Here is a 13,233-nt window from a genome sequence, read left to right on the forward strand (position 1 = left end):
GCTTATGAAAAAACAAACATCCCGCAAGACGGAAACGACATCCAAAACAGCGACAACTGCGCCAACTCCCGGCACCGGCTTGGAAACCGGCATTGTCAAGGCACTGCTGACAGAACAGGACGCCATGGTGACCTTGTCGGACGGTGAGCAAATCCATGCAAGCCAGGCAGCCGGTTGCCTATTGGCCCCTGCGATCGGCGATACTGTTCTGGTTTTCCGAGGCGCCGAACAGGCGTTCATTCTATCGGTCCTGACCCGCGACGCTGAAGTGTCTGCGGAAATCGGAGTTGCAGGCGCCAGGGAAATCGCGCTGAAATCCGAAGGGCGCCTCACCGTTTCGGCACCGGATGTTCATGTGAGCGCACGGCGTATGAACGTGCTGGCGGAAAGCGTGACCCAGACCGGCAAGCAGTTGATCACCAACTTCACCCGCTCGATGGAAACGCTGGTGGACAAGATGGTCAATGCCCGGACCATCACGACGACTGCGCAAAGCCGCAGTAGCTCGGTCAAGGAAACCGAAACGCTCAAGGCCGGTATCCTGGTTCAGAACATTGACAGCGTCGCCACTCAAAACAGCGACATCTCGATGATTACGGCGGAAGAAGATGTCCGGCTTGATGCCAAACGCGTCAGCGTGGGCTAAGGTGCTGTTCGGATTAGCAGATTGCGGAAATTGAATGCTCCTAGTTGATGATAGGCTGAAAGCGGCCAAAGACCATGCGTTGGCCGGCCGGCACGATAATGCGGCGCTCCTGTATGAAAGTATTCTGGACGTCTCGCCGGGCCATCCGGAGGCCTTGTCCGGTCTGATTGAAACCCGGCTGGCGAACGGCGATCTGGAAGGGGCTCAAACGCTGTTGTCGAAGTCGACCGCAGTCACCGGCCAGGATCCGGGCTTTCTCACACTCGCTGCCAAGATCTCGATCATCAGCCAGAAGCCCGAAGACGCTGAAAAACTGGTGGAACGTGCTCTGGCACTTGATCCGTTCCATGCCCAGGCAGCGCTCTTGAAAGCCGAGTTTTTGGCCTCAGTAGGGGCCTTGTCGGAAGCGGAAGACCTTCTGAACACCGTGCGGAGCCGAAACACCGGAGACACCGATATCCTGCTTGGCATATCGCGGCTTTATTATGCCTACGGCCTGTTCTCTCCGGCTCTGATGATCGCCCAGGAAGCCTTGAGCAATGCGCCGGACGACAGCAGCCTGTCAGCCTTCGTTGGCCAGATCCTGACAGCGCTAGGCGACCACGGGAAAGCCACATCGTTTTTTGAAGCAGCGCATCTGAAAGAACCGACGAACCCGGAATTCATGCTGGCGCTTGCCAACAATGCTGCCGCGATCGGCCAATCGAGCGAAGCCTTGCGGATCGCCAGCCGCGCGAAGGCCCTTTTTCCGGATCTGATGCCCGCCTGGCTCAGCTACATCAAGATCAAGGCGGAACGAGGAGAAGCATTGGAAGCCTTGCGGGAGTTTGCTCCGGTCGCAAAAGGTGCCAAGGACCGGATGGAAGCAACGCTAACGCTGGGCACGGCCTATCGGCTGGCCGGAGAACCGGAAAAGGCCATACAGCTGCTGGAGCCCCTGATGGCCAATGCCGCAGGCATGAAGGATGCCGTGCGCGGCCGGCTTTACAGCATCTTGCGCGATGCCTTCCTGTCGACCGGACAAATTGAAAAGATCCCATCAACGCTCGAACAGCCGGTCGTTGCGACCCTAAATGGCAGCCAAAGTGGGGACGCAAATCCCGACGTGTTGAGGCAACGGGTCAGTGAAGCCGTCATGGTCATTGACCCCGGTCTTTCCAATCTGGAATTCATGGTGCTTGCACGCTTTCTGGACCAAGCGGGCCGCGACAAGTCTGCTCCGCTAGCAGGTCCTTCGACCTTGTCCCAGCTCTCCGGCTTTTTCGGATACAACAACTTTCTGCCGAACGACGCGCCGAACGGCAACTCTGAGCAACCGACCGCTCCGGTGACCCTTCCAATTTCCCAGATCCTCGGATTGCCGGACGATCTGCGGGGTGGCGTGACCGGGCCCTGTCCGTATCTGCCGGTCAAACCGGAGCTGCTCAAACGGTGGCAGGACGCCCTTTCTGAATTTCCGAAGCCGTGGATCGGGATCACCTGGAACGAGGCCCAGCCCGGCCTGACACTCGATACCTTGTTGCCCGCGATACGATCCCTACCAGGGACACTGGTCAGCACGGTCTGGGATCACAGCCGCAGACAATTGTCCGGTCATCAAGGAATTATTGATGCGGGCGCGCACATCAAACGCCTCGACGATCTTGCGGCTCTGCTGCACGCACTCGATTTTGTTGTGGGGCCGGACGGAATTATCCTGCATGGTGCCGGGGCTGCCGGAACACCGGGACTGGTCATCGCGCAGTACATGTGCCCATGGTATTGGTACGCCGAAACAGATCGAAGCCTTTGGTATCCGAGCATGGACGTTCTGAAGGCGCCACGATTTGGCCATTGGGCAACGCTCATACCGGAGCTAACGGATGACATCCATGCGCGTATCGACAACCGGCTGGCGTCGACCGGCGGGCAAACGGAGGAAACATCATGAGTGCCTGGCGGCCTGCGACACAAGAGCCTGATGCCTTACATGCCTGCATTTACGATTACCTGCGCAACCGCACGCCACAAGTTTATCTGGACGGCAAATCTGAAGCCAAATCACTTGGACAAACAACAGAGATTATGAGCAACGGGCAGAAGCTGACGCTCGATCTCGTCGTGACGCCGGTCGGCAGCGGTCAATGGTCTTCGCGCCCTGTCGTCGAGTTTGCAGTGACCGGGCATGTCGCGGACCGCGCGGCGGGCTACAGTGTCGACGGACGGGTGGTGATTGATCAAAAAACCCTCGCGTTTCTGGCGATTGAGGCGACACCGACCCGCGTAAATATCAGATAACCGGAAAGGACCGGTCCATGGCTCAGGACGATGAGACCCCCACCGGCATCAAGTCGTTTTCCGTTGGTTTGGGCGATGGGACGCCGCTGCCTCACGACAGGCAACCGCCCCCGCCCTACCGTGTTCTGATTTTTGGCGACTTCGCAACGTCCGTTGCCGGTCTTCAGGAAATCACCGGAAAGGATATCTCGGAGCTGATCAGCGAACTCGCGCCAGCCCTGACGGTAGAGGCAAAAAACATCCTCGGGACGCTCCCGGCCACCTTGATCGAAGATGTGTCTTTCAAACGTCCGCGGGACTTCAAACCCGCTTCCGTTAGCAAGGCGCTTGAGTTTCGCACCACAATCAAGACTGCCATGGCAATGGGCGGTGTGTCCGGACTGGCCGATCATGGACAGCGGTTCGATCTGCTCTTGGACGCAGCCAAATCATCGAGTGCGCATTCAGCTCCGGAAACGCCTGCATCTCGTGACGCAGTTCCCAAACCCCAGCCATCGGGTTCTCCTGCTTCAGATCCGAAATCAGACGAAGACGACGGACTGGATGCTCTGTTCTCGATGGTCGAAGCACCGAAGAGATCGGCAGACAGTGAAGTCACACAGGACCTTGCGAAGCACGCGGTCCAGGCATTCTTGTCCCAGACCTCAAGTGGTGAACCGCGCAAACCTGCGCCGTCCACACCTGCACCTGCCGGCGGAGGCGCCTCTTTCGATGCAATGATCGAAGACCAAGCCGCTCTATTCCTCAAAGACCGCCGCCTGCATCAGGTTCTGGAAAACTGGCTCGCACTGCGGATGTTGCTGGCTGAATTGCCGCGCGAAAGCTCAATCCGCTTGTTCCTCGTTCAGGTCAGCGCGACAGCTGCAATCGAGGGTGTTTTGGCGAGCCTGGAAGAACCGGAGGGTGCGCTCGCCCATGCCGCATTCGATGTGGTTCTTGCCGCCAATGAATCTGGCCTCGCCAAGGACGGCGCCTCCAACTTCAAACGTCTGGCCACGGTTGCAGCGGAAAATGCGACGTGCCTGCTCGGCACCCTCGCCCCGGACTTTGCCGGAAAAAGCGCCGACACCGTCGGCAGCCGGGACACGCCGCACCAAATGCTGGATCAAATCGGCTTTGAACAGTTTGCAAGCCTCCGGCAATCTCCGGCATCGAGCAGTCTTGCCTTATTCTGGAACAAAGGGCGCCTCATTGCTGATGATGACGGTCCGGTCGATATTGGTCTGCCCGCCAGCTGGGTTGCCTTGCTGTCCATTCTCCACGCCCAAGCGGCAAACGGATGGCCCGACTTTGGTGCTGGGCAAAAACTGTCGATTGATCAACTGGAAACGGCGGAACATACCAACACCGGAAAACCGCTGGCGGACAGCGTCATGACTTTCGTCTCGCAAGACTCTGCTCTGTCACTTGCCTCAACCGGGATCAACGTTCTCCGCGGTCAAGCCAACCGGGCAGAGGTTTATTTTGCCGGTTCCCGCACAGTCTCGGCAAGCAAGTCGGACGAGCCGGACGCAGGTGTTGCGCGTGCACTTTCCATGGCCCGGCTCAACACGCTGCTTCAGGTGGCTTTTTCAACGGCGCCGTCAGGTTCCAAGACGGCAGAAGAGTCTGCCAAAAATCTTCAAGTCCGGCTCGACGAGATATCAGACGCCCTTTTCAATGCTGTGCAGTTTTCGGTAACCGCCGCCCGATCTGAAGAGGACGAGGACGTCCTTGATATCGATGCCACGCTCACAGGCTCAGCTCGGGGCGCCCCTCACTTCGGGTTCAGGATCGGGATCTGACCCGGCATTGACCTACCAACTGAGCTGCGACCGGATCCAATCGGCTGCAGATTGGCGTTGCGCGGCGAAGGACGTTACGAAATTCGTGACTTCCGGGGTCCGTCCAGCATCGTCAAACGCAAGGCCCTTCATCAAGGCCGTCCACTGCGCTGAAGAGAGATGCTCTGGCCTCTCTGGCTGAACCGACGCTTCCATGGCCTCCAGCGCGTTTTTAGGACCGAACGGCCGGCGTCCGGCAAGGCATAGATAGACCATAACCGCCAGCGAGAACACGTCATCGGCCGCGCATGGTTCGTGGCCCTCCAGCCGCTGGGGCGAGGCATAACTCGGGGTGATTGCACCAAGACGGATCAAGATCCGGATTGTGTCTTCTTCATCCTTGCGCAAGGATGGTGCAATCGGCGCGGAGATGTTGAAGTCGATCAGCTTGACTGAGCCATCGGTTTGCACAAAGACATTGCCGGGTTTCAGGTCGGAATGAATGATCCCGTTAGCATGGGCAAACTCGAGAGCCGAGCCCAAATCCTGCACCAGCCGGATGACCTGAGCGAGCTCCAGCTTGCGGTCCTCCGCCTTGCGCAGAAAACTGGACAGCGTGTCCCCTTCCAGATACTCCATCACCATAAAATGCAGGTTCTGAACGCGGTCCATGTCATAGACGCGCACGATGTTCGGGTGGACAAGATCCCGCAGGCGCCGCGCTTCCCGGTGCATGAGGGCGACAAAGTCCGGTTCTATTTCCGGCCCCGCCGTGATGATCTTCAAAGCAACGTCAGCTTTCGACAAACCAGCCTTGGCCGCGACAAGATCCCGCGCCTTGAAGACCAGAGACTGCCCGCCCCGGCCGATTTCCTTGATCAGCAAATACCGGTCTTTCAGCACAAGACCTGGCACGGGTGCCATCGTTTCGGACCGCTCGACCATCGTATCAACGGCGAGCGTGTAGCCAAGGTCCTTGTCTGCTTCAGCCATTGTCATTCAGCCGCACCGTAACCAATGTCACATCATCAGACGATCCGCCTTCAATTGCATGGGTCACCAACCGCTCAGCAACACCGGCACGTCCATCCGCAAGTGCATCCGCAATCGTTGTTTCGCTGGCCCCCTTGAACAAGCCGTCGGTGCACAAAACAAAACAGTCGCCCTTGGAAATCTCAATTACGCGCCGGTCGACCAGAATATCTTCATGCGAACCGAGTGCGCGGGTTAACCGCCCCAGATCATCGCTGTGGTCTTCGGATACAAGAAAGAGATGACCCTGCCGCAACAGATACAGGCGGCTGTCTCCAACCCACTGGCAACCGGCATAGCCATCGTGAATGATGAGGGTCAGTCCGGTGCACCCGCTGATGTCCGCATCCGGGTTTTCCAGATAACTGCCATAGAGCTGATCATTCACACGATGAAAGGCGGCTTCGATCCGTTGAAGGCGTTCATTGACACCCTCTTGAACGGCAAAGTCGATCAGTTGCAGTTCTTCAACAAATGCACGGCTGGCCAGATGGCCATCCCGATGACCGCCCATACCATCGGACACGGCAAAAAGGGCATGCTCGGGCTTGGAGACATGGTTGTCTTCATTCTGACTGTGGCGCTTGCCTTGCCGGGTCGCAGCTTCGATCTCAAGGCCTGTCCCGGTCTTTTTCTTTTTAATGACCATATATTCGTTTTGCCGTTTGCGGGGCTATCTCCCTGCGCCCAAGGAATGACAACGAACTTTTTCAGCCCCGTTCACGCCAGCCCTGTGCTTCCCATTGCCCCAAATAAATACCCCGGGCGGCTTCGGCTCCAGGCATCGCGGAAAAAACACATACTTCGCTCACCCGTTCCGGCGACCCTTCGTGCCACCAATACCCCGGTGCCAACGGCCGCTTTTTCTTCCCGGCCTCGGGCCACACCAGAATGTGCGCTGCCACTTCATTCGGCGCAACCAAATCCGTCCACGGAATGCATAAACCCGCTTCATCGTTCTCCAGATCGGGAAGCGTCATCGAAACGTTGTAAGGCGCCTCATCGATCGCGGCTCTGATGTCGGCGGAGCAGTTTGTCACGCTGTTGAGAAAATGACGACGGTTGCTTTCACCCGCAAGGAACGTCAACAGTTCAAGCTCCAAGCGATCCATGATCTCGTCGATCTGGAAGATGACATCTTTTCCGAAACGGTCGACATGCATCGACATCAAGACAGCCAAGGGAAAGGTTCGGCCCATGGTGTCTGCCGATGCGGCAACGAGCCCAATCCAGGAATGATCATCGAGATGCTTGACCGGCAACGCAAAGCGCCAAACAGGGGCACTGAAATAGTCGTTTTGCCACGTTTTTGGGGCCGCAGCCGTACACGCTCCGAGCCAACCACTCATCATGTTCGCCCAAGCATCGGTTACCCGAGCTGGAAGGCCTTCAAAAACGAAATCTCGTTCAGCGGGGCGTTTGCCAAAAAAGCCGCAGATATGCATGCGCCCCAGCCTCCCTGGTTCTTTAGGGTCAACAATGTGTCCGGCCGATGCCCTTACAGGGCTGGTGGGCACCGGAACGATGAATAGAGCCCAAGGTTGAACGGGTTCACAACACTGCCGGCACTCAAGGCGAAGCTGCCCTTGTAGCTCACATCAACCGTCTTCGTGCCGTTATCGATCCGCTGTTCTTTCTTCACGACCTTTTCGACAGAGAACTCAAACCGGTCGCGGCCCCGAACCCGTGATAGACCTGAGGCGCTCAAGAGCCGGAAGATCGCCCAGGTGCCTTCCTTGAGAATTGTGGTCTTGGAATTGTCGAGAAGTGTGATCGACAGTTCCGCGGTGCTCGCATCAGCCTGGCTCGGCCAGCTGAAGTCCTTGCCGCGCACCGGACCGTGCCGGTAAACGATCGAGTCATCGTCAATTTTCAAGGTTGAGCGCAGGGCTTCCGGGTCCAGGAAGGACGGCCGGATCGTGAACTTGGTCTCCGGACTGCTGCCACCCTTGGCAAAGAACGCGTCCTTGATTGTCTGAGACGTGGAGATCTGGTTGAGCGTTTCCTGAGCCAAGCCCAGGCCCGCGCCTTGCGTCTGGATCGGGCTGAACTGGCGCCTACGCACCACGATGAACGGCTTCAGATAGTCGTTGTAAAACGCATCCATGACACCGGAGGGGCCGAGCAGATCCGTGAAATCTTCCAGGCTGACGTCTTCTTGCGCATCCGGATCGAACGGATACCGGCCGGCGATGATGGACGTACAGGCTGGTACGACTTCATCTTTCCACCGGCCGTTCAGATAGAGATACGCCGATTTGTTCAAAAGATCCCAAGTACGGTTCACGATGGACAAGACCATCGACCGCACTGGTTCGGGTTTGGTCGACGCTTCCGCCCGCAAGGTCGTGAAGGAATCGGTGGTCGGGGTTTGTGCTCTTCCCTTGACCAAGTCGTAAGCGGCTTTTGTCGGGTCCGGAGCCGTCACAACGCCGGATACGTTGCCATAAAGATCGCCGAACAGCTGCTGAACGCGGTCGAGTGTCTGACTGCTTGTCGGATCGGTCAGGTTGTTCAACGGTCGGAAGGCATTTTCGATCGCAATCCCGGGCCAAGGCGCATCGCCGAATGCCGTCTCTACGGCTGCCTTCTGTGCCGCTTCGCTGGCAGAAGCGGCGAGGCTCGTTGCAGCACCGGAGGACGCTGCGGACGCTGCCTGTGTTGCAGCCTGGTTCTGCTGGGAACCTGGGAGCGGCAACTGGGTGTTTTCGCGAAGGATATTCAATACATTCGTGAGCGGCGAATCCGGGCTCGACAAGTCCTGCAGGACAATCTGGGCCCGGCCGAGCGAGCCGATTTCCACGACACGGATATAGCTGATCCCTTCACGCCAGGCCTGAACGTAGTCCTGCGTGTACATCCGGACGATTTCCTGGGCGAGCCGGTTGTAGGTCGTTTCACTAACGCTATCCCCGAGTACCCAGTCGGACCCGATCGATGAGCGGATGTATTCCGGGAGCCGGGCCAGAAAGAAGTTGTAAAAGCCATTCTTCGTGTAAAAGCCAGGGATCAGGCTGCGGCCACCGGCTGTCGCACTGTCAATGAACAGCGCACCGGCCCCGAGCGAGCGCGTCAGATTGATCGGCGCGACCCGGTAACGCTGCGCGGAATCCGTCACCATGCGGTTATAGATTTCGCTTGCTTGCGGAACGCGCTGGATCCGGTCGCGGGCCTCTTGAACGATCGGCTGATCAACGGCCGTCTGGATCGGCAGGAGCTGAATAAGGTTGTTCATGTGCTCCTGCATTGCGCCCCGGTTCTCCGGGTTGAGCACGAACGCCGCTTCGTTTTGTGAGCGGAAGGCGCTTCGGACCTTGTCGGCGTTGTAGTTCTGCCCGGTGGTCAGCATGAGATAGGTTTCAAGCTGGTCCCGCAGAAGCGCCGAATTGCTGCCCGTGGTGTTCGAGACCAATTGGATTTGCGCTTCAAGACGCGAAGCGATCGACGGCAGAAGGTACTCGGTCAGATACGAATCGTAGGTTTTCGTGGCAGCTGGAAGCAGTTTGGACTGGGACTCAATTGAGAATGGCGTGACCGTGAGCCAATTCTCTTGATCAATCACCTCATCCCGCAAGGCCTTGGCGGCATTGAGCGTTGGCAGAATGCTGATGAGCGACCGGTTTTGATCTGCTTCCGTGCGCAGAACCCGAACCCGGTTTGACAGCTCCTCCACCTTCTCAGCGGTTTGCTCCGCATGATTGAGGCCAGCAAGCCAGTATGCCGACATGCCGATCACAAAGGCACAAAGCGCCGCCAGACCGCCGGCGTAGAGCGCCGCCAGCCGCCGCTCCAAACCGGTATTGACGCCCACCAGGTTCTGCTCGGGAAAGACAATATTGGAGAGCAGGTTCTTGATGAAATAGGCTTTGCCCTGCCCGCTCAGCGGCATCTGATGCGACGGGGCCAACTGGAAACTGCGGCCCATTGCGCCGAGCAAACGATCGAACGGCGTCCCTTCCTGTGTGCCGGACGTGAAATAGACGCCGCGCAGCAACGGCTGTGCTTCATACCGGCTGGAGCGGAAGACATCCGCCAGGAAGCTCCGCAAGACCGTGGAGAGAGAGCCGAATTCATACGGAAAACCGTAGATGCGGCACCGGCGGCTGTTGTTCCGCTCGTCACTCAGCGTGCTTGGAAGGTCTTTTTCCAGACGTGCCACAAGATCCGTAAATCCAGCCTCGAAAGCTGGTCCAACCGTGATCTGTTGCGGGTCATAAGGCAGCGTAACGCCCCAGACTTGATCCCTTTCGCGCTGCTTCAGGTCATCAAAATATTCGTCAAATCCGGCGATCAGGTCACACTTGGTGAACATGACATAGACCGGCAGGCGCATGCCGAATGTCCGGTGCAGTTCGCGCAGGCGCTGGCGCAGAATTTCCGCCTGACGCTTCCGGCTGTCCTCGTCCGCAACGGCCACATCCTCAATGCTGATGGTCAGCAAAATACCGTTAACCGGACGCCGTCTGCGGAACTTAAGAAGCAGCTCGAGAAAGCCATTCCAAGCTGCGGCATCAACGCCCTTGTTGACGTCCTGCGTCGTGTACCGTCCGGCCGTGTCGATCATCACGGCTTCATTGGAAATCCACCAGTCACAGTTGCGCGTGCCGCCAATGCCCTGCAGCGCCTCCTGCCCATGCTCGGCAAGCGGATACTCCAGCCCCGAATTGCGCAAGATCGTGGTTTTACCGGTGCCGGGAGGACCGATGATGATGTACCAAGGCAGTTCAAACAGGAAATTCCGGCGCCGTTTGCCGTCCAGCGGGTTGTCGCGTAGTTTCTGTAGGGCAGCTTCGAACCGTTCCCGGATCAGCTCGACCTCATCGGCTGACATGTCCGTTCCCATGGACACCAATTCGTCATTGGCAAGCATGGAGTTGATAAGCTTGGCATTCGCCCGGCGTGCCAGAACATGGCGCAAGAATGTAATCAGGAAGAACAGAACAAAGAGCGCGACAATCGCAATGATCCGCGGCTCGGTCTGCGCAAACGGCGTGAAGCCTGCAATTGTGACGATGCCACCGAAGAAATAGATGGCTACCGATACGATGATCAGCAGCAGGAGAATCAGCAGGCTTACTGGTCTCAAAAGGCTGGCGAAATATGTCCTGATCATACCCGCCGCCCCTATTTCACTTCGAGCGCTTCAATGGCGCTCAACGGAGGGACGATTTCACCTTCCAGCATGAAATCGCTGTAGGCCCAGGCAATAAACAGGATCGACACGGCAATGATACCGATGATCCAAATAGGCGGCAGAACGCTCACTTTTCGGCCGCCCTTGTGGCCTTCAGACACTTTCGACAACGGTTGGTCTGGCTTAATGCGCGTGTTGCGCTTGATCAGCCGTGACAGTTCGTTGCGCAGATCTTCCAGCTGATCCCTGCCGCCTTCCAGAACCCGGTAACGGCCCTCAAACCCGAGCATCAGGCAGGCATGCAACAAAACAAGCAAAGGCATCTTGCGCGGCGCATCGCCCTTAATCCGGTCCAAAATGCCAAAGAACTTCTCACCGCCCCAGGTTTCATTGTGAAACTGGTTCAGCAAACTGTTGGAACTCCACTCACTGCGGCTGCCCCACGGCGTCATCAAGACCGTCTCGTCAACGGTCGCGCACAGAACATAGCGGGCGGCAATGATGTCACCGGCTTCGACGCCTTCCTTTTGAGCGGTCTGCTCGAACTTGTCGATCTCGGCAACGACTTCTCGGCGCAGGGCCACAACATCCGCCCGGTCGATTGAGCTGCGTAGTTGGGCAATTAGCAAAAGCAACGGCGTAGCGGCGCGGACCAGGACCCGTTCCGGAATTCGGTCAAACAGGCGGACGATGGATGTTGCGGATTCAACAGAAGAGCCGTTTTGCGAGACCGGAGCAGCCGGGTCAGGCTGTGCTTGCTGTGCAGGCTGGGCAACGTTCGGTTGACTGACGAACGCAACAGTCGGTTCATCGCCCGGATCGCCCGCCCCAGCAGAGCCCTGCGCCATGGACGTACTTGCCCGCGGCGACAAGCGCTGCGCTACGGTCGGTTGGTCCAGGTCGTCATTCGTCATCAGCTGCTAAGTCACTTGCCTTTGTGGATTGCCCAGAGCTCGAGCCCCAACCCCGGGTAGTCGCCGCTCAAGTGTAACGCGAATGCGGCTGTGGTCTGCATTTGCGGCCAAAGTTCATTGTCGGTATCCAATGAAAAGTAGACTGCGTTCTGGATGTACGGGATTTGGCGGGGGGCCACGGAGAGTGGCGAGATCGCAATCCCGGGCAGCTGCAGATTGACCAACTCGCGAATCTTTTCGACCGGGCCGATCTTGATCTGGATCGGCATCTGCTTGCGCAGGGTTTCCAGATCGACATTCGCATAGGCAATCAGCACAAACGAGCGCGCCTGGAAAACCATCCGGTCTGAGGTTTCGCCCAGCCAGATCCCGTATTCCCGTTTTGTGAGTGGGATGCTGATCGCGTTTTGCTCGACAACAAAACTGAGCAGGCTGCGCAGGACGGCGACCAAGCCCTGATACGTCATTCGCAGATCGCGATGGTCGTAGGTCGGAATTTCAGGCGGCCTGCGGGTGTCGGTCCCATAGGCGGAGATCTCGCCGATCAGCGAAATCAGGTCCCGGTAGACTGTCTCGGGCATGTGCCGGCCGGACATGATCAAATGACCGATCAGAACCTCGTAGCGATTCACGACGCCGAGCATCATGAGGTCCATGAGGCCGTTGCGTGTGCTGCTGCCCTGCCCTGCCGCATTGCTGGCCATCATCTCGCCGCGCTTGCGTAAAAGGCTGCGCACTTCTTCAAGATGCGCCAGCAACGGCTTGCTTGCAGCAACGAAATTCACCGGGGGGATGAAGGTGCCGGAAAGCTGCACCGCACCTTGCGCGTCCACACCTTCAATCTCAGCGATCGGCAGATTGGCGGTCTCATCAAGGCTTTCACCTTCGAGGATCAACCGAGCTGTCAGTGTTCCAACCGCGATATTGGCGGGTGGCCGGTCAGCTTCTGCCGTGTTGCGCGCCTCGGACATATGCCTCGTGTAGCGCTGTTTGCCTTGTGCTTCGTCGCCGACTTCCAGTCCGCCGACAGACTTCAGCGGCACAGCCAGATAGATCTTCTTGCCCTGATGTTCCGATGTGATCTCGCGTGCGCCTGCAACCTTGTGCAAGAGCGAGGTATTGAAAACAGATCCATCCGGAAAGACGATATCCGCGTCCGCAACCTGAATCTGGCCGATCCGCAAGGCGTCTGGATCAAATTCAAGTTTCCGCACACCCCAGCTATAGGGCGCCTGGTCTTTCACCCGGTGCTCAAGATTGGTTTCGATCCAGCGGTCATATTGCTGGAGGTGCTGGGGCCGGAGAAACATTCCCTCAAGCCAGAGCGGTTTGCCGCTTGCGTTCAATGCACTCCCCTGCGCTTCTCACCAAGTTTCATGATTCGAACCTAACGGCAAAATACCGACGTTGCGGAGTATCTTCTAATTGATTCCGCTGTGCAAACTCAATTCGTTAGGAAACCCTTGC

At 57.8% G+C, this 13,233-nt stretch carries 10 protein-coding genes; 4 read left to right on the forward strand and 6 right to left on the reverse strand.

What is annotated here, in order from left to right:
- Nucleotides 1–4: 4 nt before the first annotated feature.
- The 4 genes from ACQY4Z_RS03360 to ACQY4Z_RS03375 are packed head-to-tail and all read left to right on the forward strand — an operon-like array spanning nucleotide 5 to nucleotide 4,707.
- Nucleotides 5–646 carry a DUF3540 domain-containing protein gene (locus tag ACQY4Z_RS03360; protein ID WP_428526667.1) on the forward strand — a complete coding sequence of 214 codons (642 nt, stop codon included), beginning with the start codon at nucleotides 5–7 and terminating at the stop codon, nucleotides 644–646.
- Between the two features lie 34 nt (nucleotides 647–680).
- Nucleotides 681–2,576, forward strand: a complete 1,896-nt coding sequence (locus ACQY4Z_RS03365) for a tetratricopeptide repeat protein (RefSeq protein WP_428526669.1) — start codon at nucleotides 681–683, stop codon at nucleotides 2,574–2,576.
- On the forward strand, nucleotides 2,573–2,923 hold the full coding sequence (locus ACQY4Z_RS03370; protein ID WP_209173364.1) for a hypothetical protein: 351 nt from the start codon (nucleotides 2,573–2,575) through the stop codon (nucleotides 2,921–2,923). The genes ACQY4Z_RS03365 and ACQY4Z_RS03370 overlap by 4 nt, the downstream gene beginning before the upstream one ends.
- A 17-nt stretch (nucleotides 2,924–2,940) precedes the next feature.
- Nucleotides 2,941–4,707 (forward strand): hypothetical protein, encoded by a 1,767-nt coding sequence (locus ACQY4Z_RS03375; RefSeq protein WP_428526671.1) that lies wholly within the window; start codon nucleotides 2,941–2,943, stop codon nucleotides 4,705–4,707.
- Nucleotides 4,708–4,719: 12 nt separating this feature from the next.
- On the opposite strand, the gene ACQY4Z_RS03380 is transcribed toward ACQY4Z_RS03375, so the two are convergent.
- The 6 genes from ACQY4Z_RS03380 to tssK form a co-directional block, all read right to left on the reverse strand.
- Nucleotides 4,720–5,685: a serine/threonine-protein kinase gene (locus tag ACQY4Z_RS03380; protein ID WP_428526673.1), complete on the reverse strand. Its 966-nt coding sequence runs from the start codon at nucleotides 5,683–5,685 to the stop codon at nucleotides 4,720–4,722.
- Entirely contained in the window at nucleotides 5,672–6,367 is a 696-nt protein-coding gene (locus tag ACQY4Z_RS03385; RefSeq protein WP_428526675.1) for a PP2C family protein-serine/threonine phosphatase, read from the reverse strand. The genes ACQY4Z_RS03380 and ACQY4Z_RS03385 overlap by 14 nt, the downstream gene beginning before the upstream one ends.
- Before the next feature lie 61 nt (nucleotides 6,368–6,428).
- A complete protein-coding gene (gene tagF / locus ACQY4Z_RS03390; protein ID WP_428526677.1) occupies nucleotides 6,429–7,163 on the reverse strand; it encodes a type VI secretion system-associated protein TagF in 735 nt (244 codons plus the stop codon).
- A 53-nt stretch (nucleotides 7,164–7,216) separates the two neighbouring features.
- Nucleotides 7,217–10,831 (reverse strand): type VI secretion system membrane subunit TssM, encoded by a 3,615-nt coding sequence (gene tssM / locus ACQY4Z_RS03395; protein ID WP_428526679.1) that lies wholly within the window; start codon nucleotides 10,829–10,831, stop codon nucleotides 7,217–7,219.
- A gap of 11 nt (nucleotides 10,832–10,842) precedes the next feature.
- Nucleotides 10,843–11,766, reverse strand: coding sequence for a type IVB secretion system protein IcmH/DotU (gene icmH, locus ACQY4Z_RS03400; protein ID WP_428526681.1), 924 nt, complete (start codon nucleotides 11,764–11,766; stop codon nucleotides 10,843–10,845).
- 11 nt (nucleotides 11,767–11,777) lie between these two features.
- Nucleotides 11,778–13,112 (reverse strand): type VI secretion system baseplate subunit TssK, encoded by a 1,335-nt coding sequence (gene tssK / locus ACQY4Z_RS03405; RefSeq protein WP_428526683.1) that lies wholly within the window; start codon nucleotides 13,110–13,112, stop codon nucleotides 11,778–11,780.
- Between the last annotated feature and the right edge of the window lie 121 nt (nucleotides 13,113–13,233).

Origin of the sequence: Roseibium sp., from assembly GCF_965276855.1 — a bacterium.
In the GTDB taxonomy this organism is placed as follows: domain Bacteria; phylum Pseudomonadota; class Alphaproteobacteria; order Rhizobiales; family Stappiaceae; genus Roseibium.